Consider the following 21,065-nt stretch of genomic DNA (forward strand, 5'->3'; position numbering starts at 1 on the left):
CTCCCTTTCATCCATGAACCAGCGTTCCGTCCGTTCAGCGTATTGCGCCTGGCAGGAAACTCAAGCCGTGAGGGGGGCGGCTGATCATGTACGGTTCATCGCGACCATTGAATGATGCCTATCGGGATGATTGGGGGTGACACAGCTTCACAGCCCATCGAATGAGGACTAAAATGGTCCGCAATAAGCAGGCAAGGGGGCGACATGCTGAAGCTCTCGAAGATGAGCGACTATGGCGCCGTGGTGATGGCGCAGATGGCGCGTCAGCCGGAAGAGTCCCACGCCGCCGCGGAAATCGCCGATAGCGTAGGCCTGCCTCGCCCGACGGTCAGCAAGACCCTCAAGCTGCTGCTCCGGGCCGGGCTGCTGGAGTCCCACCGGGGCGCGCGGGGCGGTTATCGTCTGGCCCGGTCGGCGCACCGCATTACCGTGCGCGACATCATCACCGCCATTGACGGGCCGATCGCCATGACCGAATGCGGCCATGTCGACGGCGAGTGTGACCTGATGGCGTCCTGCGGTGTGGTCGACAACTGGCAGCGGGTTTCGCTGGCCGTTCGTCAGCTGCTGGACAGCGTGACGCTGTCCGACCTGGTACACGATGCGCCGCTCAGGCTACCGCTGACACTGCCGATCCAGAGCGTTTCGCACAGTCGCGACAGCAGTGACACGCCCGCCGAGCGGGCGCACCAATCATAATCCTGACCGACCGATTGAATGGCACCCGCAAGGGGGAGAGCACATGGCAACCGAAGAAATGGAGCAGCTTGTTCAGCGCGAGTACAAGCAGGGCTTCGTCACCGATATCGAAAGCGATACCGTTCCGCCCGGTCTGGACGAGAGCGTGATCGCCTTCATCTCCCACAAGAAGGGTGAACCACAGTGGATGCTCGACTGGCGGCTGGAAGCCTTCCACCAGTGGCAGACCATGAAGGCACCCTCCTGGGCACATCTGGACTATCCGCCGATCGATTATCAGGCGATCTCGTACTACAGCGCGCCCAAAAAGCCCGAGGATGGTCCGCAGAGCCTCGATGAGGTCGACCCCAAGCTGCTGGAAACCTACGAGAAGCTGGGCATTCCGCTGCACGAGCAGGCCGCGCTGGCCGGGGTGGCGGTCGATGCCGTGTTCGATTCGGTGTCGGTAACCACCACCTTCAAGGAGACGCTGGCCGAGGCCGGAGTGATCTTCTGCTCGATCTCGGAAGCCATCCGCGACTATCCGGAGCTGGTCCAGGCCTATCTCGGCAGCGTGGTGCCGCGCGGTGACAACTTCTTCGCGGCGCTCAATTCGGCCGTCTTCACCGATGGCTCGTTCGTCTACGTACCGGAAGGCGTCGAATGCCCGATGGAGCTGTCGACCTACTTCCGCATCAACGCCGCCAATACCGGTCAGTTCGAGCGGACCCTGATCGTCTGTGACAAGCGTGCCCAGGTCTCCTATCTGGAAGGCTGCACCGCGCCGCAGCGTGACGAGAATCAGCTGCATGCTGCCGTGGTCGAGCTGGTGGCACTCGAGGATGCCTACATCAAGTACTCCACGGTGCAGAACTGGTATCCCGGCGATGAAGACGGCAAGGGCGGCATCTACAACTTCGTGACCAAGCGGGGTGACTGCCGCGGTGATCGTTCCAAGATCTGCTGGACCCAGGTGGAAACCGGTTCGGCGATCACCTGGAAGTATCCCTCGTGCATGCTGCGCGGCAATGACAGTGTCGGCGAATTCTACTCGGTGGCGGTGACCAACGGTCGGCAGCAGGCCGATACCGGCACCAAGATGATTCACATCGGCAAGAATACCCGGTCGACCATCGTCTCCAAGGGGATTGCTGCCGGGCGCAGCAACCAGTCCTATCGCGGGCTGGTGAAGATGACGCCGCGTGCCACCGGATCGCGCAACTTTACCCAGTGCGACTCGCTGCTGATCGGTGATCAGTGTGGTGCCCACACCTTCCCCTATCAGGAGATCGGCAACAGCAAGTCGACCGTGGAGCACGAGGCGACCACCTCCAAAATCGGCGATGACCAGCTGTTCTACTGCCAGAGCCGCGGCATCTCCGAAGAGGATGCGGTCAACATGATCGTCAACGGCTTCTGCAAGGACGTCTTCCAGGAGCTGCCGATGGAGTTCGCCGTCGAGGCCGAGGCACTGCTGGGTGTGACACTCGAGGGCTCGGTCGGCTGATACGACCGCACGCCATTCCGGTATCACCGGGCGGGCAGCGGCCCGCCCGGCTTCTCTTCAATCTTTCTGGCCGGCAAGCGGTCATTCAAACATTTGGCAGGGTCACAACATGCTCGAGATCAGGGATCTGCACGCTACCGTGGAAGGGACCGAAATCCTCAAGGGGATCAATCTGACCATCAATCCCGGTGAAGTGCACGCCATCATGGGACCGAACGGGGCCGGCAAGTCGACGCTGTCGTCGGTGCTGGCCGGGCGTGACGGGTATGAAGTGACGCAGGGAACGATCACCTTCGAAGGCCAGGACCTGCTGGAGATGGAGGTCGAGGATCGCGCCCGCGCCGGGATGCTGATGGGCTTTCAGTATCCGGTGGAGATTCCCGGGGTCAAGAACATCTATCTGCTCAAGTCGGCGCTCAACGCCCAGCGTGAAGCCCGCGGGGAAGAGGAAATCCCGTCGCCGGAGTTCATGAAGCTGGTCAAGGAGAAGCTGGAGTTCATGCGCATGGATACCAGCTTCCTGCAGCGCGCGGTCAACGAGGGCTTCTCGGGCGGCGAGAAGAAGCGCAACGAGATCCTGCAGATGCTGGTGCTGCAGCCGAAGCTGGCCCTGCTCGACGAGATCGACTCCGGGCTTGATATCGATGCCATGAAGACCGTCTCCCACGGGGTCAATTCGCTGCGCAGCGAGAATCGTTCGATCCTGCTGGTCACGCACTATCAGCGCATCCTCAACCACATCGAACCGGATCAGGTGCATGTCCTGATCGATGGCCGCATCGCACGCTCGGGTGACAAGCAGCTGGCACTGCGCGTGGAAGATGAAGGCTATGAATGGATCCATCAGGAGAGCGCGGCATGAGTACCGAGACGTTTCTGCAACATCTGCAGGAGCGCGTCGAGCAGGGCGCGCCGGAGTGGCTGACCAGCCGGCGTCAGTCGGCGGCCGAAAGCTTTGCCCGGCAGGGCTTTCCGAGTCCGCGTCAGGAGGCGTGGAAGTATACCGATGTCTCGCGCATCGCCGAGAGCCGGTTCACACTGGCCAGCGATGCCGCCCTGAGCGAAGCGCGGCTGGCCGCTTTGCGGCTGCAGGTGGATGATGCCCATCGGCTGGTGTTCGTCGATGGTCTGTTCAGCGCCGAACACTCCGATATCGGTGAGCTGCCGGCGGGCGTGGTGGTCGAGCCGCTCTCGCAGGCACTGATGCAGGGCCGTGAGGTGCTCGGCAGCCAGCTGGGGCGGCTGACCGGAGAGGACTTCTCTCCCTTCGCCGCGCTCAACACGGCCTTTGCCCACGAGGGGGTGCTGCTGCATCTGGGGCGCAATGCCGTGCTCGAGAAGCCGGTCTACGCCATCTTCGTCTCGCGCACCGGCGAGAGTGCGGTGATGAGTCATCCGCGGCTGCTGATTCGTGCCGAGCAGGGCAGCGAGGCCAGCCTGATCGAGCACCACATCGGCGAGCATGAAGCGGCCAACTTCACCAACGTGGTGGGTGAGGCCAGTCTCGATGCCAACGCCCGGGTACGCCACTACAAGCTGCAGGAGGCGAGCCAGAGCGAGTATCACGTCTCCAGCATGCATATCGATCAGCAGCGCGACAGCCTTTATGCCTCCTATAACCTGAACCTGGGTGGGGCGCTGGTCCGCAACGACCTGATCAGCGAGCTCAATGACGAGAATGCCACCACCGAGTTCTGGGGGCTGTTCTTCGGTCAGGAGCGTCAGCACATCGACAATCATACCCAGGTCAATCACAACGCGCCGCGCACCTACTCCAACGAGAGCTACAAGGGCATCCTCGGTGGTCGCGCTCGCGGGGTGTTCAACGGCCGTGTCTATATCAAGCGCGATGCCCAGCAGGTGCGGGGTTATCAGAACAACGCCAACCTGCTGCTTTCCGATCGGGCCGAGATCGATACCAAGCCGGAGCTGGAGATCTACGCCGATGACGTGCTCTGCTCCCATGGCGCGACCACCGGCCAGCTGGACGAGAATGCCATCTTTGCGCTGCGCGCCCGTGGCATCAGCCAGGAGATGGCTCGCGGCCTGCTGACGCTGGCCTTCGCCACCGAGGTGATGGAACAGATCCCGCTGGCGGAGATCACCGAGCGTGTCGAGCGCACGGTGGCCGGCAAGCTGCCTGATCGCTTCAATCTGATGGGTGTCGTGGAGGATAGCGACGCATGACGACCGACGAACTCGTGCTCGATGTCGAAGCCATTCGGGAGCAGTTTCCGATCCTGGCGCGCCAGGTGCATGGCGATCAGCCGCTGCTCTATCTGGACAACGCAGCGACCAGCCAGACGCCGCAGCCGGTGCTGGACTGTCTGCAGGACTACTACAGCCGCTACAACGCCAACATTCACCGCGGGCTGCACTGCCTGGCGGATGAGGCGACCGCGGCCTACGAGCAGTCCCGCGACACGGTGCGCGAGTTCGTCAATGCCGAGTCCACCCGCGAGATCGTGTTCACCCGCGGGACCACCGAGGCCATCAATCTGGTGGCCCAGAGCTGGGGACGCAGTCAGCTGCGCCCCGGTGACGAGATCCTGATCTCGCACATGGAGCATCACTCCAACATCGTGCCCTGGCAGCTGCTGGCGCGCGAGCTCGAGCTGACGATTCGGGTGATTCCGGTGGACGAGCAGGGCGTGCTGGACTTCGAGGCCTATCGGCAGCTGCTGGGTGATCGAACCCGGCTGGTGGCGATCTCCCATGTGTCCAATGCGCTGGGCACCATCAATCCGATTGCCGAGATGAGCGCGCTGGCGCATCAGCATGACGCGATCATGGTGGTGGACGGTGCCCAGGCGGTGCCGCATCAGCGCCTCGATGTGCAGGCGCTGGGGGCCGACTTCTATGCCTTCTCCGGCCACAAGGTCTATGGCCCGACCGGAGTAGGGGTGCTTTACGGTCGCGAAGCGCTACTGGAAGCCATGCCGCCCTGGCAGGGGGGCGGCGAAATGATCAGCACGGTCAGCTTCGATCAGGGCACGAGCTTTGCTGACATACCGCACCGCTTCGAGGCCGGTACTCCGGCAATTGCCGAAGTCATTGCACTGGATCGGGCGCTGCGCTGGCTCACCAATCTGCATTTCGATCTGATCGAGGAGTGGGAGCAGCAACTGCTCGAGCATGCCACCGAACGCATGCAGGCCATCAATGGCATGCGCATCATCGGCAATGCGCCACACAAGGCCGCGGTAATCTCGTTCGTGGTCGAAGGGGCGCACGCCCAGGACATCGGCCTGCTGGTCGATCAGTTCGGGGTGGCGATCCGCACCGGCCACCACTGTGCCCAGCCGCTGCTCAATCATTACGGACTGGATGCCACCTGCCGGGCTTCCTTCGCCCTCTACAACACGCTCGAAGAGGTCGATCGCTTTGTCGAGGCGCTCGATCGGGTCGTGACCATGGTGCGGGGCTGAACCGGACATACAGGTCCGGCGGTTTTTGACCGACAGTCCCTGAAAAGATTACGGAGATAGCATGGCACTCGAATCCCTCGCCAAGGGGCAGCAGCTGCCGCTGCAGCGCAGCGTGGAAGCCTTCGCGATTCCCTCCGGGCAGCCCGTCACGCTCGAGGAGGATACCGTGGTACAGGTCACCCAGGCGCTGGGAACGGCCGTGACAGTGGTACTTGAACACAGCATGTACCTGATCGAGGGGCAGGAGCTGGATGCCCTGGGGCTCGAACCGGTGCCGCGTCCCACGCTGCACGAGGATGCCACCGACGAGGAGCTGGAGGCCTTTGTCTGGCAGCAGCTGCGGACCTGCTATGATCCCGAGATTCCCGTCGATATCGTTGAGCTGGGGCTGGTCTACGGCTGTCGTATCGACACCCTGATCAGTGGCGAGAAGATGGTCAACGTGCGCATGACGCTGACCGCGCCAGGCTGCGGCATGGGGGATGTCATCGCCCAGGATGCCAAGCGCAAGATCGAGAGCGCCCCGCAGGTACAGAAGGTGCATATCGAGATCGTCTTCAATCCGCCGTGGTCGCGCGAGATGATGAGCGACGAGGCCAAGCTCGAACTCAACATGTTCTGAAACCCCGCCATTGCGATCGGCGATTGCCATGCCCCGGGTTGAGCGACCGCCGGGGCTCGCTTAAGCTGGCTCGCTCATGAAGATCCGTGACCCCGAACAGGCATGAGCGAGCAGCGACACGCATGAGCGGCGTAATACGAAAGGGCGCGGCCGTGCTGGCAGCACTGCTGCTGGCGGGGACGCTCGTGCTTGCGCTGGCCAATGGCTGGATCTGGTGGTGGACCCACGAGCGTATCCGGCCCGATCCCGCTGCCTGCGACGCTGCCCCGGTCGGCCTGGTCTTCGGTACGTCCTGGGGGCTGAGAGGTGGCGGGGTCAATCCCTGGTATCAGGCGCGACTCGATACTGCGGCGCGCCTCTATCACCTTGGCCTGGTCGATCACCTGCTGCTGTCGGGTGACAACCATACCCGCTATTACAATGAACCGGTGGTCATGTGGCGCGACATGAAAAAGCGCGGCGTGCCGCCCGGCGCCATGACGCTCGACTATGCCGGTTTCAGTACCTTTGACAGCCTGGTGCGTGCCCGGCGCGTTTTCGGGGCACACAGGGTGATGCTGATCAGCCAGCCATGGCATTTGCCGAGGGCGTTGTACATTGCCGATCATGTCGGTCTCGAGGCGACCGGCTGTACGGCAAGAACCGCCGCGCCGAGTTATCACTGGTCGCTGCGCCTGCGCGAGTGGCTGGCGCGGGTCTGGACGCTGGGGGATCTGTTCCTCTGGCAGCGTCAGCCCCATTTCCTCGGTCCCCGGATCAGGATGCAACCCGGGCAAGAGGCTTCGGGCGATGAGGAGAAGGCCGAGCGGCTGCCGAAGCTACCGCTGTGCAGAGTGCTCAGCGACGTTTCTGATGACGGCTCTGATGGCGATAGAGCAGCTGAATCATCTGCCGGCAGTTGCGCCACAGCTGCTCCATGACCGCTTCCATGTCCTCGGGAAGCGGATGGGTAAAGGCATTGGAGAGTGCCTGCATCAGGACCCGCTCCTGCTCCAGCAGTTCGCGTATCAGTACCTGGACATCATTGCCGACAAAGCTCTTCAGCCGGCTCCACAGCCAGAGGTAGTCGTCGCGTTCCACATCGGCATCGCGGGGCAGCAGTTTCATGTGCCGGCGGGCCAGCTGCTGCAGCTTGCGCACTTCCTCGCGGCGCTCTTCGAAGACAGGGCCGAACTGCTCGCGGAGATGACCCGGCAGGCGTGCGGCGTTGTCCTGAAAATAGTCGAGGCTGTCGGCCAGTGCCTCGAGCAGGCCGTCGATCGCCGCCTGGCGATTATCGAGAAACATGAGCGATCATCTCCGCTGACGCTGGTATGCGCGAATTCGGGCGGTGTACCACACTCCTGATTCTAACGCGTCCTGCGATAGCTGGCATTGCCGAATTGGACCACGCAAGGGCGTACCGGTCATGGATCAGCCACGTGGCCGCGGAGGCACCTTCTGAACCGGAGCGGCATGCTTCTCGAGGTGCTCGATGATCAGTCCGGCAACATCACGCCCGGTGGTGGTTTCGATGCCTTCCAGCCCCGGCGAGGAGTTGACCTCCATGATGACCGGCCCGTGATGGGAGCGCAGCAGATCGACCCCGGCGACCTGCAGGCCCATGGCACGTGCCGCACGAATGGCGGTGGAACGCTCCTCGGGGGTAATGCGAATGGTATGCGCCGTGCCGCCGCGATGGAGATTGGAGCGGAATTCGCCTTCGGCCGCCTGGCGGCGCATCGCGGCCACGACCTTGTCGCCGACCACGAAGCAGCGCAGATCGGCGCCCTTCGCCTCGCGGATGTACTCCTGCACCATGATGTTGGCATGCAGCCCCATGAAGGCCTGAATCACGCTCTCGGCTGCCTGGACGGTCTCCGCCAGCACCACGCCGATGCCCTGGGTGCCCTCGAGCAGCTTGATGACCAGCGGCGCGCCGCCCACCATCCGGATCAGGTCGGGAATGTCATCCGGTGAGTGGGCAAAACCGGTCACCGGCAGGCCCAGTCCCTTGCGGGAAAGCAGCTGCAGCGAGCGCAGCTTGTCCCGGGAGCGGGTGATGCCCACCGAGTCGTTGAGCACATAGGTGCCCATCATCTCGAACTGGCGCAGCACGGCGCAGCCGTAGAAGGTGACGGAGGCGCCGATGCGCGGGATCACGGCATCAAAGGCCTCCAGCTCTTCGCCACGGTAGTGGATCGAGGGGCGGTGCGAGGCGATGTTCATGTAGCAGCGCAGGGTGTTGACGACCCGGACCGTATGCCCCCGCTGTTCGGCCGCCTCGATGAGGCGGCGTGACGAATACAGGTTGCGATTGCGAGAGAGCAGGGCAATGTGCATGAAAACACCTCTTGTTGGCGGGCACCAAAGGTGTGTAGCTCAGGGTGCACCGTGCAGGAAGGAAGCCCCCGGTGCTACCAGCATCCGGCGCATGGCGCGCCGTCCCAGCAGCATGGGGTGACGCATGCGACTGCGATCGACCAGCGTCAGTTCGATCTCCCAGTTCATCTCGCCCAGCTGAATGGGCGTACGAATGACATGCCGCCAGTCGATATGGCCGTTGGAGCTGCGTACCCGACGCCGATCATAGAAGGGGAGCCTGAAGCGCTGGCTGGTGGCGCCATCATCGCCTGTCCAGGTATCGAATTCGATCCATTGGGCGCCACTCTCCTCGATCAGTTCGATGCGTTCGGCATGGAGCGCCGAGGTGCGGGCGCCGGTATCGATCTTGCAGGCCAGCCGCAGTGACAGCTCCGGCAGCTCGATCATCTCCCGGCGACCGAGGATGGCGCGTGGTTCATAGGGCAGTGGTGTCATGAAGCAGCTTCCCCAAGCATCGTTCGGACCTGGTGCGCCAGCGGTGTATGGTGCTCGGCCTGACGCATCATCATCAGCAATGGCAGGCGCAGACGCGGCATCAGGGCAAGATCGCCGATCAGGGCCCGAAACACCGCCGACGGCCGCTCGGCCAGCTGATCCAGCAGCAGCCGAAGCCGGAGCTCATGCTCCAGATGATGCCAGCCGCGTGCGGCCACCAGAGCGAGGGTTTCATCGTCCGGCTCGTCACGCAGCAGGGCGGTCACCCACTCCGCAGCCTCGGGCAGCGTGCTGCTGATACCGGCGCGCTGACAGGCGCGCCGGGTGTCGGGGGCCTCGCCTGCGGTCTGAGCTTGCGCCCTCAGGGCTCGAATCAGTACTACGGTTTCCGGCGGTGCATGCTCCAAACAGTAGCAGAGCTCATGCAGGGCCTCGACCGAAAGCGCGGGCAGTCGCTCGGCGATGAGGGCTTCATCTGCCGGGCTGCGGCGCACCGCGGTATCGGCCACTCCCTGCAGACCGAGGGTTGACCAGTGCCGGGCGGTATTGACGTCGGTCAGCGCTTCGTATGCAGGCTGCCACCAGCTGCTGGCCGGCAGTGCCAGATCATGGGTGATCCGGGCGTGCAGCATGGCCAGTGTCCGGGTATCCGGCTGAAAGGCCAGCGGTTCGCTCTCCAGATCATCGGCTTTGCCATCATGAACGTCAGCCTGCGTATGCAGCAGACGCTCGATGAGGGCATCGCGCGGGCCCGGCTGCAGCATGCCCTGCTCATCCAGTGGCAGGCTCAGACACCAGAGATTGGGGTCGTCATGACTGGCTCCCGGAAACACTATGGCCAGACGGGCATGACCCTGCCAGGGCGCCTCCCAGGCCTGCTTCAGTGCTTCAAGGGCCTGCATGTGCGTACGGTCGCAGGGGACCACACGGCGGCCGGCATGATAGTAGCGTGGCGGTTGTCCGGCGCGGCTGAACAGCGCATCGAGCGTCAGTGGTAGACTCACTTGAACCTTCGTCTTCTGTCGACAGGGCAGGCAATGTAACGTGTCGTTTTCCGGCTTTCCAGAGCCCGGCAACCGACTGCTCAGATTTTGACCATCGTGTGATAGCCCGGCCGTCACCGGTGCTGACGCAGGATATCCCGAACTTGTTCACAGGCTCATTCAGCCTTTCTGTGCACGACCGGACGTGTTCCGATCATCGGCTTCGCCGGTTCACACGGCCGGGCCGCTTTACTTCCAGGAGACAGCATGAATCAGTATCAGCAGCTTGCCGTGGCACTCGAACGGCTCGAATCCTCGATGCGGGCCGGCGATCTCTGGCGCCAGGAACGGCCACCCGAGGAGGCCTTCAAAAGCGCGGAGCCCTTCTGCATTGATACCATGACGCTGCCGCAGTGGCTGCGTTTCGTGTTCTGCGCGCGTCTGCGCGAGAGCATCGAGCACGGCAGCGCCCTGCCGCAGCAGTCGCAGGTGGCCCCGGCCGCCGAGCTTCAGCTGCAGGGACTGTCGACCGGCAGACGCGTTCCCGTGCTGGAATCACTGCACGACATCGACCACGTGCTCAATACCGGCTACCTGCGGGAACAGGCATCCTCATGAGCGCAGTGCACTACTATTTCGCTTATGGCAGCAACATGAATCCGGCACGCATGCAGGCGCGCGTGGGGGAGACGCGCGGTGCGCTGGCAGCACGCCTGCCGGGCTGGCGGCTGAGCTTTGACAAGGCTGCCCGGCCGGCAGGGGTGGCGCACGCCAACGTCGCTCCGGATGAACGGGCCGTCGTGGAAGGTGTGCTTCATGAGCTCGCTCATCCCGAGCAGATCGAGCTGATGGATCCCTACGAGGGGCATCCGGATCAGTATCAGCGGCGTATCGAGAGCTTCGAGACCGAGCACGGAATGCTCAGTGGCTGGGTATACGTGGCACTGTCGGACAAGACGGAAGCCGGTCGCCTGCCGGCCCGGGAGTACATGGCGCATCTGCTGGCCGGACGCCCCTGGCTGTCGCGCGCCTATTACGAGGCGCTCCTGCAGCAGCCCTGTATCGACGGGCTGGACCAAAAGGTACTGCAGGACATCGGAATCCGTCAGCAGACGCCCCGCTGAACCCTGTCCCGCTCCTGAACGGACAACGCCGGCGAAGGCCGGCGTATTCACTTTCCCGTGCGGGAAGACTTCAGAAGCGGTAGGTGATACCGCCACCCACGGTGACCGGGTTCAGCTTGTCGTCACCGCCGCCGCTGTAGTCGACGTCGATGTCGGTGTACTGGGCGAAGCCGTTGACGGCCCAGTGGTCGGTAACCTGCATGTCGACACCCACCTGGCCGGTCCAGCCCCAGTTGCTGTCATCGACGCCGCTGCGATCATTCAGGTCGGCACCGTTGAAGCGCATGTAGGTGGCACCGGCACCCACGTAGGGCTGTACCGTGGCATCGGTGCCACCCAGCGGATAGTACTGGGCCAGCAGGCTGTACGGACGTGCCTTGAAGTGGCCGCCGTTGTCGCCATCGTACTTGGCACGGTTGCTGGTGTTGAGTTCCACGCCGATCTTGTCGAAGGGCATGACACCGATGGCGCCGGTCCAGCCGTGGTCGCTGTCATAGGCGCCGGTACCGGTCGGCTCGGACTTGGTGACATCGCCACGGACAAAGACATCGCCTTGGCCATAGGCCAGTGCCGATTGGGCGGCGAAGGCACAGGAACCGGCGACGATGGTAGCGGTCAGGATGCGGGACATTTTCATGATGTATCTCCTGGCGGGGACCGGACGTCGGCCCCGGGGTTCTTTTGATTAGTGAACAGTGTTCCCTAACTGATGGGAGCAATATAAAAAACACTGTTCGATTTGTCACCCCCCAGGCTGAAAAAAATTCCGATTACCCTCATGGGAGAAATTCATGACATGCCTGCGGGCATGTGCATGCGGACAGGGCTTGCGGATAGCGACTGTGGACAGTGACAGCGTCAGCGCAGTTTCGGCAAAAGACGCTGCAGCCAGTTGCCGACTATCCGAGAATCACTGCTGCTGGCGAGATAGCGGGCCAGAAACCGTCGCCATGTCTCGTCATCCCATTGCGACAGCCGCCGGCCGAAGAGTTCGAGATCGCGCAGCCGTTCACGACGGCCATTGATGAGAGGCCGGGATTTCTCGAGATCGATGAAGCGGGCTTCAGGGGCTTCCGGTCGTGACTGCTCAGGGCGCAGGAAGACATGCTTGGCGTAGAGGCTGCCGTGGCGCCAGCGGCGCTGGTGAAGGCGTCGCAGCAGGCTGGCACAGCTGTCGATCACGGCATCGCGGGTTGCGAGCGGCAGGCTGGCCCACTGCTGATGCCACTGCATCATGTCCCGGTACTCATCCAGTGCCGGCGTCATCAGGATGGCCCGCCAGTCGCCGTTACGGTGGTGTTCTCCGTACCATGCGGCGCTCAGGGCGGGGATCTCCAGCCGTTCGAAGGTTCGTATGTTGCGCATTTCCCGGGCAAAGGTGGGTTCGCCCAGGGGCCGGTGAAGACTGCGTCCGAGATGATTGGTCTGACGCTTGAGAAAGAAGCGCTGCGGTGCGCCGGAAGTTTCCAGGGTCAGGACCACGACTTCCGAATGGCCGCCGCGTTCCAGATTGGGGGCATCCACCGGCGTCAGGTCCAGCGCCCAGAGCGCCTCGAAGTCGTCAAGGCCGTGCTGTTTCAGGAGGGGGTGATACTGGGGAGCAACGAATTTTTTCATCAATTACCGGGATACGATATGTGCACATTGGTGCATAGCATGTCGGGGTCGTCACTGGAAGTAAACTGGTAGGATAGGGGGTTCGATCCAATAACGGACATGTTGTCGCGAAGAGAACAACTTCTAGGGAGCAGGGACTGATGACAGAGAAGGATGCCTGGACACTTTCACTGGTGGTTCCGGTCATGAACGAGGAAGAGGCCATAGACCCCTTTCTGTCGGCCATCGACGATACCCTGAATGATGTCGCGCCGCAGCTGGAAATTCTCTTCATCGATGACGGCTCCACGGATGGCACCGCACAGGCGCTGACAGCGGCGGCGCAGCGTGACAGCCGGGTACGCTGGCTCAGGCTGACACGCAACTTCGGCAAGGAAGCTGCCATGTCGGCCGGTATCGATCACGCCGTGGGGGATGCCGTGGTGCCCATGGATGTGGATCTGCAGGATCCGCCCGAACTGATTCACGAGTTCGTGCGCAAGTGGCGTGACGAAGGTTATGACATGGTGTACGGGGTGCGGGGATCGCGCCACGAGGATACCCGGAGCAAGCGCACCTCGGCCGGCCTGTTCTACAGCTTCTTCAACCGGCTCTCGACCACCACCATACCCAGCAATGCCGGTGACTATCGATTGATTGATCGTCGCATTGTCGAAGCCCTGCGTCAGTTGCCGGAGCGCAGCCGCTTCATGAAGGGGTTGTTCTCCTGGCCGGGTTATCGCTCGGTCGGGGTCTATTACGATCGACCGGCACGCCAGGTCGGCAGTTCCAAGTTCAATTTCTGGAAGCTCTGGAATTTTGCCCTCGATGGTCTGGTCAGTTTCTCGACCTGGCCGCTGCGGGTCTGGAGTTACATCGGCGGCGTGGTGGCACTGCTGAGCTTTGTCTATATTCTGATTCTGATTACCAGGGTGCTGATCTTCGGCAGCGAGGTACCGGGTTATGCGTCGCTGATGACCGCGATTCTGTTTTTCGGTGGCATGCAGCTGATCTCGATCGGTGTGCTGGGAGAGTACATCAGTCGCCTGTTCATCGAGGCCAAGCAGCGACCGCTGTATCTGATCGAGCATGACAGTGGCGCCGCCCGGAAGCCGATCGCGCAGACCAGACCGGCAGCGAAGGCGGGCGCATCATGAAGGCGATTCTCGGAGAGGCCGGCCGGATTACCCGCTTCGGACTGGTCGGGGGAGCAGCGACCCTGATTCATCTGATGGTGGCCGGCGCGCTGCTGGGGCTGTTCGCCGGGCTCTCGCCCTTTATCGCCAATGTGGTGGCATTTCTGGTGGCGTTTCTGGTATCGCTCTACGGCCATCGCCACATCACCTTCAACCGGCAGGGCAGTGCCGTGAAGTTCTTCGTGGTAGCGCTTGCCGGTTTTGCGCTCAACAACTTCCTGCTGGCCTCGATGCTGGCCATGACGCCATTGCCCGATTTCGTGGCGCTGACCATTTCCACGCTGGCAGTGCCGGTCGTGTCGTATCTGGCTGCTCGACTGTGGGCCTTTCGCTAGCCAGGCGGGGCGAACTCGGCGAGCCATGCCGTAAAAAGCCGCCCCGTCAGGGGCGGCTTTCGAGCAGGTGCACCGGCGAAGCTCCGCTTACTGGGCGGGGGCCACGCTCATGCTGTTGCCCGAGCCGATCAGGCGGACGCGCTGGCCGACCTGGTACTGGGTGTCGGCCTTCTGAACCACCACGACATCCTGGCCGGATTCGGTGCGGATCTGAATTTCGTAGGCGCCCACCCGATTGGCGCTGTCCTCGACCTTCTTGCCGGCCACGGCGCCACCGATACCGCCCACGGCGGTGGCCAGCACCCGACCGGAGCCACCACCGACCTGGTTACCCAGCAGGCCACCGAGAATGGCGCCGCCGATACCGCCCAGGCCGGTATCGTTCTGATTGCCGGCCTGGATGGTTACCGGGCGCACGCCGGTCACGGTGCCATAGGTGACATTGCGGGCCGTCTTGGCCTGATTGCCGGTGTAGGTATTGCCGGAATAGATATCGCTGTTGGCACACCCGCCCAGGGTGAGCATGCCCAGCAGGGCTACGGCAAGATAGCGTTTCATGAAGTGCACTCCCGGGGGCGAGCCCCTTCGCAGCGTGTAATGACGCCATTATCGAACAATGTTCTTGAAAAGTCAGCCATGCCGTGTGACAGCGCCCAGGCGATTGGCGCCACGGCGTTCGCGCCTGCACTGTAGCTGGCCCGGCCCGCGATCACCAGTCAGTGTCCGGGGTGACGCCTTCAGAACCGTCGCCTGCCAGCGAGCGCCGCATGTGGTAGTGGGGCAGTCCGGCATCCAGAAACTCCTCGCCATGGGCCACGAAACCCAGGCGTTGATAGAATGCCAGCGCATGGGTCTGGGCGGCCAGTTCACAGACGCCATGGCCGCGCCGCCCGGCGGCGGCAATGACCGCCTGCATCAGTTGCAGGCCCAGCCCGAAGCCACGCCAGCGTGGCAGCAGCGCGACACGGCCGATATGCCCATCGGGCAGTAGACGGGCGGTGCCTGCCGGCTCATCCTCCACCTTCAGCAGGAAATGCAGGCACTGCACATCGCGGCCATCCACTTCCTCGTCTTCGCTGACGCCCTGTTCCTCGATGAAGACCCGGCGGCGGATGGCGAGACAGGCCGGGCCCAGCTCGGCCCAGTCGCCGTCAGCGATGGTCACGTTCACGCCTCGTCCTCGTCGCCTTCATCGGCCCATTGCAGGCTGCCGTTGGCAAGCAGTTGCGCCAGAATGGGCGGCGCATCGTCATGCTGCAGCACCGAGGCATCAAGCGGCCGGGTATCGGCCAGCCAGCGGGCCAGCGATTGCGAACATGTCAGACCATCACCATCGGCAAACAGGGTGACCTGCTCGCCGCTGCCGTGCCAGGCAAAGCGGGATCCCAGGGTGCGCTGCAGTGCGCCGCCTTCATCAAGATGCCGCCGCACCTGGTCGGCGGAAGGCGCCTGTTGTGGTGGCGCGAGCTGATCGGGGTAACGGACCTGGGTCATGACCCGGCCGAACCACTGGGCCATCTGGGCCGGGTTGTCCAGCGCGCTCAGCATGGCCTGGCGTACCCGTTGCAGGGCCGCCTCATCGATCTCGCCGGCATGAGCGACCGGCTGCAGGTCGGCGTCACCGTAGCGCTGGGTCTCGGAGAACTGCGCGCCGAGATAGTCTGCCCAGGAGGTGACCATTTCATCGAGCGAGGGGGCGCGGAAGCCGATCGAATAGGTCAGGCAATCCTCGCTCTCGCTGATGCCGTGATGGGCAATGCGCGGGGGCAGATAGAGCATGTCGCCCGGCTCCAGTACCCAGTCCTGCCCGGCTTCGACCTCGAAATGGGCCAGAATGCGCAGGTCGATGCCTTCGACGATCGGAGCCTGTTCATCGACCACCCCGCCCAGTTGCCAGCGGCGCTGACCGCTGCCCTGCAGCAAAAAGACATCGTAGCTGTCGACATGAGGACCGACGCTGCCGCCGGGCGGGGCAAAGCTGACCATCACGTCGTCCAGCCGCCAGCGCGGCAGGAAGGTGAAGTGTTCGAGCAGCTCGGCTACCTCGGGTACCCAGTGATCGACGGCCTGCACCAGCAGGCTCCAGTCCCGGCGCCCCAGCCGGTTGAAGGTCGCTTCATCGAACGGCCCCTGATGCAGCTGCCAGGGTGTGCGCTCCCCCCTGACCTCGACCAGCCGCGACTCGACCTCCTCCTCGCAGGCCAGTCCGGCGAGCTCATCGGGGTCCAGCGGGGACTCGAAATCGGGAAAGGCGCCGCGGATCAGCAGCGGTTTCTTCTGCCAGTAATCGCGCAGAAAGGTGGCGGCGTCCATGCCGCCCAGCGGCAGGGCAGAGCTCATGAGTGGCCTCGCGCAGTGTGGGTGTGGCTGGATGGGCTGACGTGCATGATCATCTTCCGGCTCAGAGGCTGCGTGCCTGATCGGCGGCGCTGCCGAGATAGTTGGCGGGGGTCAGCGCCTTGAGCTCGCGCTTGACCTCTTCGGGCAGTTCGAGACCTTCAATGAAGGCTGCAAAGCCGGCCTGGTCGATACGCTTGCCACGGGTCAGCTCCTTGAGCTTCTCGTAGGGCTGCTCGATGCCGTAGCGGCGCATCACGGTCTGAACCGGTTCGGCCAGCACCTCCCAGCTGCCGGCGAGATCCTCTTCCAGCCGGGCGGCATTGGCCTCGAGCTTGCCGACGCCCTTGAGCGTGGCCTGCCAGGCGATCAGTGCATGGGCCAGTCCGACGCCGAGATTGCGCAGTACGGTGGAGTCGGTGAGATCCCGCTGCCAGCGGGATACCGGCAGCTTGCGGGCGAGGTGTTCGAGCAGGGCGTTGCTGACCCCGAGATTGCCTTCGGAGTTTTCGAAATCGATCGGATTGACCTTGTGCGGCATGGTCGAGGAGCCGATCTCGCCCTCGACCGTGCGCTGTTTGAAATAGCCCAGCGAAATATAGCCCCAGATGTCGCGATCGAAGTCGAGTACGATGGTGTTGAACCGGCACAGGGCATCGAAGAATTCGGCGATGTAGTCGTGGGGTTCGATCTGGGTGGTGTAGGGGTTGAAGGTCAGTCCCAGTGCTTCGACGAAGATCCGCGCATTCTCGGCCCAGTCGATCTCCGGATAGGCCACCATGTGGGCGTTGTAGTTGCCGACCGCACCATTGATCTTGCCCAGCATCTCCAGCGATTCGAGCTGGTCGAGCTGACGGCGCAGGCGCCAGGCCACATTGGCCATCTCCTTGCCCAGTGTGGTCGGGCTGGCGGTCTGGCCGTGAGTGCGCGACAGCATGGGCTGATCGGCATGCTCGTGCGCCAGCCGTTCGATCGCTCCCACCACGTCGCACATGACCGGCAGCAGCACCTCGTCGAGTGCCCCGCGCAGCGTCAGGGCATGGGAGAGGTTGTTGATGTCCTCGCTGGTACAGGCGAAGTGCACGAATTCGCTGACCGCCAGCAGTTCGGCGTGGTCGGCGAGGCGCTCCTTGAGGAAGTATTCGATCGCCTTGACGTCGTGATTGGTGGTGCGCTCGATCTGCTTGATGCGTTCGGCATCGGTGACATCAAACTCCGCCACCAGGGCTTCCAGAAACGCGTTGGCCGAGGCAGAAAGCTCCGGCACTTCGGTAATCCCGGGATGAGTCGCCAGCCGCTGCAGCCAGCGTACCTCGACCAGCACCCGGGCACGGATCAGGCCGTATTCGCTGAACCAGTGACGCAGGGCTTCGGTCTTGCTGCCATAGCGGCCGTCGATGGGAGAGATGGCAGTCAGCGCAGAGAGTTCCATGGGCAGTTCCGAATGGGTGGTAGAAGCGCCCGGGCAGGCCCCGGGCCGAACGGTGATTCAGTCGATCGAGGCCAGGGCGCGGCGCAGGCCGCTGCGGCCCATTACCAGTTTCCAGCGACGTCCGCCCTGCTGATGCCACAACAGCGCAAAGCGTACGCCGGCGAGCAGTCCGGTACGCACGCGCTCGGGCATCATGCGGCTCTGCAGCAGACTCGGATCGCCGTTGACGACCACCCGGTAGCGAAAGGTCGACAGGGTATCCTGATAGATCTGGCCGAGACTGGCGACCACGTTTTCATGGGTGTCACCGAAATGGCGGGCCTGCTCGCTGACGCGGTCAAGCCGCTCGCTCAGGGTGCTCATCATCTGCGGCTGCTTGCGCAGCTTCTGCATCAGCAGCACCATCGAAAAGCCGTAGCGCATCACGTTGGGGGATGTCTCTCCCCGGCTGAGCACCCGGTCCAGGGTGTCGATCCCCAGCCGCAGGTTGTTGTGATTGTCGCCATAGATCGCCTCGAAGGTTTCGGGGCTGGTGTCGATGGTGGCCCGGATCAGGGTCTGCCAGGCACGCTCGTCGGCGTGTCCGGTGCGCGCCAGCTCATCCACCACGGCTGCTGCCTGAAAGACCCCGGCCAGCGCCAGGGCCTGCCGAGCTTCGCGATTCATGCCGCCTGCTCCATTGCCCGTTCGATGATGGCGATCACACCGCCGCCGAGACAGATCTCGCCGTCATAGAGCACGACCGACTGGCCCGGTGTCACGGCCCGCTGTGGCGCATCGAAGCGCACCCGGATGCGGGCGTCATCGAGCACCTCGATCTCGCAGGGCTGATCGGGCTGGCGGTAGCGTACCTTGGCGTGTGCCCGGAAGCGCCGGGCGGGTGGCTCCCCGTTCACCCAGTGCATGTTTTCGGTGGTCAGGCCCGTGCTGTAGAGCAGCGGGTGGTGCTGGCCCTGAACGGCGATCAGCACGTTGCGCTCGAGGTCCTTGTCGGCCACGAACCAGGGCGATTCGGGATAATCGGGGAGGCCGCCGATGCCCAGTCCCTGGCGCTGGCCGAGGGTGTAGTACATCAGGCCGATATGCTCTCCGATGACATCGCCCGCCGGGGTTTTGATACGACCCGGCTGGGCCGGCAGATACTGGCGCAGGAAGTCGCTGAAGCGTCGCTCGCCGATGAAGCAGATGCCGGTGGAGTCCTTCTTGCGTGCGGTGGCCAGATCATGCCGCTCGGCAATGGCACGTACTTCGCCCTTGTCGAGTTCACCGACCGGGAAGAGGGTGCGTGCCAGTGCCGGCTCGCCCACGGCGTGCAGGAAATAACTCTGGTCCTTGTTGCCATCGAGCCCCTTGAGCAACCGGGCCCGGCCATCGTGTGTGCCGCGGCGCACGTAGTGACCGGTGGCGATCAGATCGGCGCCAAGCATCTCCGCGTATTCCAGAAAGACCTTGAACTTGATTTCGCGATTGCACAGTACATCGGGATTGGGGGTACGCCCGCAGCGATACTCCTCAAGGAAGTGCTCGAAGACATTATCCCAGTATTCGGCAGCGAAATTGGCCGTGTGCAGACGAATGCCGAGACGATCACAGACGGCCTGAGCATCGGCCAGGTCGGCCCTTGCAGTGCAGTACTCGGTGCCATCGTCTTCGTCCCAGTTCTTCATGAACAGGCCTTCGACATGGTAGCCCTGCTCCAGCAGCAGCAGAGCCGTTACCGAGGAGTCGACACCGCCGGACATGCCGACAATGACCTTGTGACCGGTTTCGGCATGAGAGGCAGGCTGGGTCATCAACACACTCGCAGGATCAATGGCAGGAAATGGGCGGATCGGGTCATGTGACCCTCATTATACCGGATGCGGCAGCACTCCTTAACCGGTAGTGGTGCGGGAGAAGTCCCGAATGACCGTCAGCGGATGCCACAGGCCGGCACGGGCATCCTGCAGGCGGCGCAGGACCAGCGGACTGCGCAGGCGCTGCTGCTGCTCGAGGCGTTCGATGGTGGCGTAATCGAGCCAGTGGGCGGCGATGATGTCGTCATCCAGCCGGGTGTTCCGACGCTGTTCGGGTCGTGCCAGAAAGGTATGGCTGTGATAGGTGATGCCCTCCGGGGTCGTGTTGATGTAAAGCCCCAGATAGCCGGTCAGGGTGATCTGCCAGCCACTCTCCTCGAGTGCCTCGCGCCGGGCGGCGGCTTCGAGCCCCTCGTCGGCTTCCAGATGGCCGGCGGGCTGATTGTAGACGCTGCTTGCGTGCGCTGCCTGCCGGTCCGGCTCCTCGACCAGCAGGTAGACGCCATTGTGCTCGATGACGCTGGCTACCGTGACATGAGGGAAAAAGCGATCGTTCATGAACGTCTCCGGCGGGGTCGATGATGGTGTCGCGCCTGCTTGTCGTGGCCGGCGTCCCGGCGTGGCAGGTGAATGCGCTCCTCGCGCCACTCGCCCGGGGCCAGGCCCGCCAGCTGCCAGCTCCCGATCGACCAGCGGATCAGGCGCAGGGTCGGGTGGCCGACATGAGCCGTCATTCGTCGGACCTGACGGTTGCGGCCCTCGGTCAGGGTGATCTCCAGCCAGCAGGTCGGCACGCTGGCCCGGTAGCGCACCGGTGGCTCGCGTGGCGGCACATCCGGCCAGTCGAAACGTGTTACCCGGGCCGGGCGGGTGGGGCCATCGTTGAGGGTGACCCCGTGGCGCAGTGCGGCCAGCGCGTGTTCGTCCGGCTCGCCCTCTACCTGCACCCGATAGGTCTTGGGCTGCTTGCGGTCGGGGTGCGTGATGCGATGCGCCAGCCGGCCGTCGCCCGTCAGCAGCAGCAGTCCCTCGCTGTCATGATCCAGCCTGCCCGCCGGATAGATGCCGGGGACGTCGATATAGTGTGCCAGGGTGGCACGCCCGCGACTGTCGGTAAACTGCGAGAGCACCCTGAAGGGCTTGTGCAGCAGATAGAGTGTGCTCATGAAGCTGTCCTGATTGTCGACACGAATCTACTCGCCCGGGGCGGGGCGGTGTTATACTCCGGGGCC

At 63.4% G+C, this 21,065-nt stretch carries 25 protein-coding genes; 11 read left to right on the top strand and 14 right to left on the bottom strand.

The genetic code is table 11. The features are described 5' to 3' along the window. Window positions 1–204: 204 nt before the first annotated feature. The 7 genes from C7446_RS14315 to C7446_RS14345 all read left to right on the top strand — a co-directional run bounded on the left by C7446_RS14315 (window position 205) and on the right by C7446_RS14345 (window position 7,155). Window positions 205–699 (top strand): SUF system Fe-S cluster assembly regulator, encoded by a 495-nt coding sequence (locus tag C7446_RS14315; protein WP_121173807.1) that lies wholly within the window; start codon window positions 205–207, stop codon window positions 697–699. Between the two features lie 43 nt (window positions 700–742). Next, entirely contained in the window at window positions 743–2,185 is a 1,443-nt protein-coding gene (gene sufB, locus C7446_RS14320; RefSeq protein WP_121173808.1) for a Fe-S cluster assembly protein SufB, read from the top strand. Window positions 2,186–2,294: 109 nt separating this feature from the next. Continuing rightward, window positions 2,295–3,047 (top strand): Fe-S cluster assembly ATPase SufC, encoded by a 753-nt coding sequence (gene sufC / locus C7446_RS14325; RefSeq protein WP_121173809.1) that lies wholly within the window; start codon window positions 2,295–2,297, stop codon window positions 3,045–3,047. After that, on the top strand, window positions 3,044–4,372 hold the full coding sequence (sufD, locus tag C7446_RS14330) for a Fe-S cluster assembly protein SufD (RefSeq protein WP_121173810.1): 1,329 nt from the start codon (window positions 3,044–3,046) through the stop codon (window positions 4,370–4,372). Before sufC ends, sufD begins: the two co-directional genes overlap by 4 nt. Next, window positions 4,369–5,613 (top strand): cysteine desulfurase, encoded by a 1,245-nt coding sequence (locus C7446_RS14335; protein ID WP_121173811.1) that lies wholly within the window; start codon window positions 4,369–4,371, stop codon window positions 5,611–5,613. The genes sufD and C7446_RS14335 overlap by 4 nt, the downstream gene beginning before the upstream one ends. Before the next feature lie 61 nt (window positions 5,614–5,674). After that, window positions 5,675–6,235 carry a putative Fe-S cluster assembly protein SufT gene (sufT, locus tag C7446_RS14340; RefSeq protein ID WP_121173812.1) on the top strand — a complete coding sequence of 187 codons (561 nt, stop codon included), beginning with the start codon at window positions 5,675–5,677 and terminating at the stop codon, window positions 6,233–6,235. Window positions 6,236–6,357: 122 nt separating this feature from the next. Further along, the gene (locus tag C7446_RS14345; protein ID WP_121173813.1) at window positions 6,358–7,155 is read left to right on the top strand and encodes a SanA/YdcF family protein; all 798 of its coding nucleotides are present in this window, start codon (window positions 6,358–6,360) and stop codon (window positions 7,153–7,155) included. Here the strand turns inward: C7446_RS14345 and C7446_RS14350 are convergent. The 4 genes from C7446_RS14350 to C7446_RS14365 all read right to left on the bottom strand — a co-directional run bounded on the left by C7446_RS14350 (window position 7,073) and on the right by C7446_RS14365 (window position 10,038). Further along, window positions 7,073–7,522, bottom strand: a complete 450-nt coding sequence (locus tag C7446_RS14350; RefSeq protein WP_121173814.1) for a hypothetical protein — start codon at window positions 7,520–7,522, stop codon at window positions 7,073–7,075. The two genes, C7446_RS14345 and C7446_RS14350, sit on opposite strands and share 83 nt — an antisense overlap. Window positions 7,523–7,648: 126 nt before the next feature. Further along, window positions 7,649–8,557: a 30S ribosomal protein S6--L-glutamate ligase gene (gene rimK, locus C7446_RS14355; protein WP_121173815.1), complete on the bottom strand. Its 909-nt coding sequence runs from the start codon at window positions 8,555–8,557 to the stop codon at window positions 7,649–7,651. 39 nt (window positions 8,558–8,596) lie between these two features. Next, window positions 8,597–9,034 (bottom strand): ATP-dependent zinc protease family protein, encoded by a 438-nt coding sequence (locus tag C7446_RS14360; RefSeq protein WP_121173816.1) that lies wholly within the window; start codon window positions 9,032–9,034, stop codon window positions 8,597–8,599. Beyond that, window positions 9,031–10,038 (bottom strand): DUF3549 family protein, encoded by a 1,008-nt coding sequence (locus tag C7446_RS14365; protein ID WP_170150099.1) that lies wholly within the window; start codon window positions 10,036–10,038, stop codon window positions 9,031–9,033. The genes C7446_RS14360 and C7446_RS14365 overlap by 4 nt, the downstream gene beginning before the upstream one ends. A 246-nt stretch (window positions 10,039–10,284) precedes the next feature. Here C7446_RS14365 and C7446_RS14370 point away from each other — a divergent pair, with 246 nt between their 5' ends. Both C7446_RS14370 and C7446_RS14375 read left to right on the top strand, forming a co-directional pair. Continuing rightward, the gene (locus tag C7446_RS14370; protein WP_121173818.1) at window positions 10,285–10,635 is read left to right on the top strand and encodes a YqcC family protein; all 351 of its coding nucleotides are present in this window, start codon (window positions 10,285–10,287) and stop codon (window positions 10,633–10,635) included. Beyond that, window positions 10,632–11,141 (top strand): gamma-glutamylcyclotransferase family protein, encoded by a 510-nt coding sequence (locus C7446_RS14375; RefSeq protein ID WP_121173819.1) that lies wholly within the window; start codon window positions 10,632–10,634, stop codon window positions 11,139–11,141. Before C7446_RS14370 ends, C7446_RS14375 begins: the two co-directional genes overlap by 4 nt. Before the next feature lie 70 nt (window positions 11,142–11,211). On the opposite strand, the gene C7446_RS14380 is transcribed toward C7446_RS14375, so the two are convergent. After that, complete coding sequence (locus C7446_RS14380) at window positions 11,212–11,778, bottom strand: OmpW/AlkL family protein (protein ID WP_121173820.1); 567 nt, start codon at window positions 11,776–11,778, stop codon at window positions 11,212–11,214. Between the two features lie 221 nt (window positions 11,779–11,999). Then, the gene (locus C7446_RS14385) at window positions 12,000–12,758 is read right to left on the bottom strand and encodes a lipopolysaccharide kinase InaA family protein (RefSeq protein WP_121173821.1); all 759 of its coding nucleotides are present in this window, start codon (window positions 12,756–12,758) and stop codon (window positions 12,000–12,002) included. 140 nt (window positions 12,759–12,898) lie between these two features. On the opposite strand from C7446_RS14385, the gene C7446_RS14390 reads away from it, so the two are divergent. Together C7446_RS14390 and C7446_RS14395 are read left to right on the top strand one after the other, a co-directional pair. Then, the gene (locus C7446_RS14390; RefSeq protein WP_121173822.1) at window positions 12,899–13,894 is read left to right on the top strand and encodes a glycosyltransferase family 2 protein; all 996 of its coding nucleotides are present in this window, start codon (window positions 12,899–12,901) and stop codon (window positions 13,892–13,894) included. Further along, window positions 13,891–14,268 carry a GtrA family protein gene (locus C7446_RS14395; protein ID WP_121173823.1) on the top strand — a complete coding sequence of 126 codons (378 nt, stop codon included), beginning with the start codon at window positions 13,891–13,893 and terminating at the stop codon, window positions 14,266–14,268. The genes C7446_RS14390 and C7446_RS14395 overlap by 4 nt, the downstream gene beginning before the upstream one ends. Before the next feature lie 87 nt (window positions 14,269–14,355). On the opposite strand, the gene C7446_RS14400 is transcribed toward C7446_RS14395, so the two are convergent. The 8 genes from C7446_RS14400 to C7446_RS14435 form a co-directional block, all read right to left on the bottom strand. Continuing rightward, complete coding sequence (locus tag C7446_RS14400) at window positions 14,356–14,826, bottom strand: outer membrane lipoprotein (protein ID WP_121173824.1); 471 nt, start codon at window positions 14,824–14,826, stop codon at window positions 14,356–14,358. 151 nt (window positions 14,827–14,977) lie between these two features. Continuing rightward, window positions 14,978–15,439: a GNAT family N-acetyltransferase gene (locus C7446_RS14405; protein WP_121173825.1), complete on the bottom strand. Its 462-nt coding sequence runs from the start codon at window positions 15,437–15,439 to the stop codon at window positions 14,978–14,980. Beyond that, on the bottom strand, window positions 15,436–16,608 hold the full coding sequence (locus C7446_RS14410; RefSeq protein ID WP_121173826.1) for a cupin domain-containing protein: 1,173 nt from the start codon (window positions 16,606–16,608) through the stop codon (window positions 15,436–15,438). Before C7446_RS14410 ends, C7446_RS14405 begins: the two co-directional genes overlap by 4 nt. Window positions 16,609–16,669: 61 nt before the next feature. Further along, entirely contained in the window at window positions 16,670–18,037 is a 1,368-nt protein-coding gene (purB, locus tag C7446_RS14415; RefSeq protein WP_121173827.1) for an adenylosuccinate lyase, read from the bottom strand. Between the two features lie 57 nt (window positions 18,038–18,094). Continuing rightward, a complete protein-coding gene (hflD, locus tag C7446_RS14420; protein WP_121173828.1) occupies window positions 18,095–18,703 on the bottom strand; it encodes a high frequency lysogenization protein HflD in 609 nt (202 codons plus the stop codon). Then, complete coding sequence (mnmA, locus tag C7446_RS14425) at window positions 18,700–19,830, bottom strand: tRNA 2-thiouridine(34) synthase MnmA (protein ID WP_121173829.1); 1,131 nt, start codon at window positions 19,828–19,830, stop codon at window positions 18,700–18,702. Before mnmA ends, hflD begins: the two co-directional genes overlap by 4 nt. Window positions 19,831–19,911: 81 nt before the next feature. Beyond that, entirely contained in the window at window positions 19,912–20,391 is a 480-nt protein-coding gene (locus C7446_RS14430) for an NUDIX domain-containing protein (RefSeq protein ID WP_121173830.1), read from the bottom strand. Beyond that, on the bottom strand, window positions 20,388–20,999 hold the full coding sequence (locus C7446_RS14435) for a pseudouridine synthase (RefSeq protein WP_121173831.1): 612 nt from the start codon (window positions 20,997–20,999) through the stop codon (window positions 20,388–20,390). Before C7446_RS14435 ends, C7446_RS14430 begins: the two co-directional genes overlap by 4 nt. Window positions 21,000–21,065 lie beyond the last annotated feature (66 nt).

The organism is Kushneria sinocarnis, assembly GCF_003633775.1.
Classification (GTDB): domain Bacteria; phylum Pseudomonadota; class Gammaproteobacteria; order Pseudomonadales; family Halomonadaceae; genus Kushneria; species Kushneria sinocarnis.

Coding starts and splice junctions, on each gene's coding strand:
- sufB (WP_121173808.1), top strand. CDS start 743: ATGGCAACCGAAGAAATGGAGCAGCTTGTTCAGCGCGAGTACAAGCAG.
- C7446_RS14345 (WP_121173813.1), top strand. CDS start 6,358: ATGAGCGGCGTAATACGAAAGGGCGCGGCCGTGCTGGCAGCACTGCTG.
- sufC (WP_121173809.1), top strand. CDS start 2,295: ATGCTCGAGATCAGGGATCTGCACGCTACCGTGGAAGGGACCGAAATC.
- hflD (WP_121173828.1), bottom strand. CDS start 18,703: ATGAATCGCGAAGCTCGGCAGGCCCTGGCGCTGGCCGGGGTCTTTCAG.
- mnmA (WP_121173829.1), bottom strand. CDS start 19,830: ATGACCCAGCCTGCCTCTCATGCCGAAACCGGTCACAAGGTCATTGTC.
- C7446_RS14395 (WP_121173823.1), top strand. CDS start 13,891: ATGAAGGCGATTCTCGGAGAGGCCGGCCGGATTACCCGCTTCGGACTG.
- rimK (WP_121173815.1), bottom strand. CDS start 8,557: ATGCACATTGCCCTGCTCTCTCGCAATCGCAACCTGTATTCGTCACGC.
- C7446_RS14385 (WP_121173821.1), bottom strand. CDS start 12,758: ATGAAAAAATTCGTTGCTCCCCAGTATCACCCCCTCCTGAAACAGCAC.
- sufD (WP_121173810.1), top strand. CDS start 3,044: ATGAGTACCGAGACGTTTCTGCAACATCTGCAGGAGCGCGTCGAGCAG.
- C7446_RS14380 (WP_121173820.1), bottom strand. CDS start 11,778: ATGAAAATGTCCCGCATCCTGACCGCTACCATCGTCGCCGGTTCCTGT.
- purB (WP_121173827.1), bottom strand. CDS start 18,037: ATGGAACTCTCTGCGCTGACTGCCATCTCTCCCATCGACGGCCGCTAT.
- C7446_RS14435 (WP_121173831.1), bottom strand. CDS start 20,999: ATGAGCACACTCTATCTGCTGCACAAGCCCTTCAGGGTGCTCTCGCAG.
- C7446_RS14400 (WP_121173824.1), bottom strand. CDS start 14,826: ATGAAACGCTATCTTGCCGTAGCCCTGCTGGGCATGCTCACCCTGGGC.
- C7446_RS14390 (WP_121173822.1), top strand. CDS start 12,899: ATGACAGAGAAGGATGCCTGGACACTTTCACTGGTGGTTCCGGTCATG.
- C7446_RS14360 (WP_121173816.1), bottom strand. CDS start 9,034: ATGACACCACTGCCCTATGAACCACGCGCCATCCTCGGTCGCCGGGAG.
- sufT (WP_121173812.1), top strand. CDS start 5,675: ATGGCACTCGAATCCCTCGCCAAGGGGCAGCAGCTGCCGCTGCAGCGC.
- C7446_RS14430 (WP_121173830.1), bottom strand. CDS start 20,391: ATGAACGATCGCTTTTTCCCTCATGTCACGGTAGCCAGCGTCATCGAG.
- C7446_RS14410 (WP_121173826.1), bottom strand. CDS start 16,608: ATGAGCTCTGCCCTGCCGCTGGGCGGCATGGACGCCGCCACCTTTCTG.
- C7446_RS14335 (WP_121173811.1), top strand. CDS start 4,369: ATGACGACCGACGAACTCGTGCTCGATGTCGAAGCCATTCGGGAGCAG.
- C7446_RS14370 (WP_121173818.1), top strand. CDS start 10,285: ATGAATCAGTATCAGCAGCTTGCCGTGGCACTCGAACGGCTCGAATCC.
- C7446_RS14315 (WP_121173807.1), top strand. CDS start 205: ATGCTGAAGCTCTCGAAGATGAGCGACTATGGCGCCGTGGTGATGGCG.
- C7446_RS14350 (WP_121173814.1), bottom strand. CDS start 7,522: ATGTTTCTCGATAATCGCCAGGCGGCGATCGACGGCCTGCTCGAGGCA.
- C7446_RS14375 (WP_121173819.1), top strand. CDS start 10,632: ATGAGCGCAGTGCACTACTATTTCGCTTATGGCAGCAACATGAATCCG.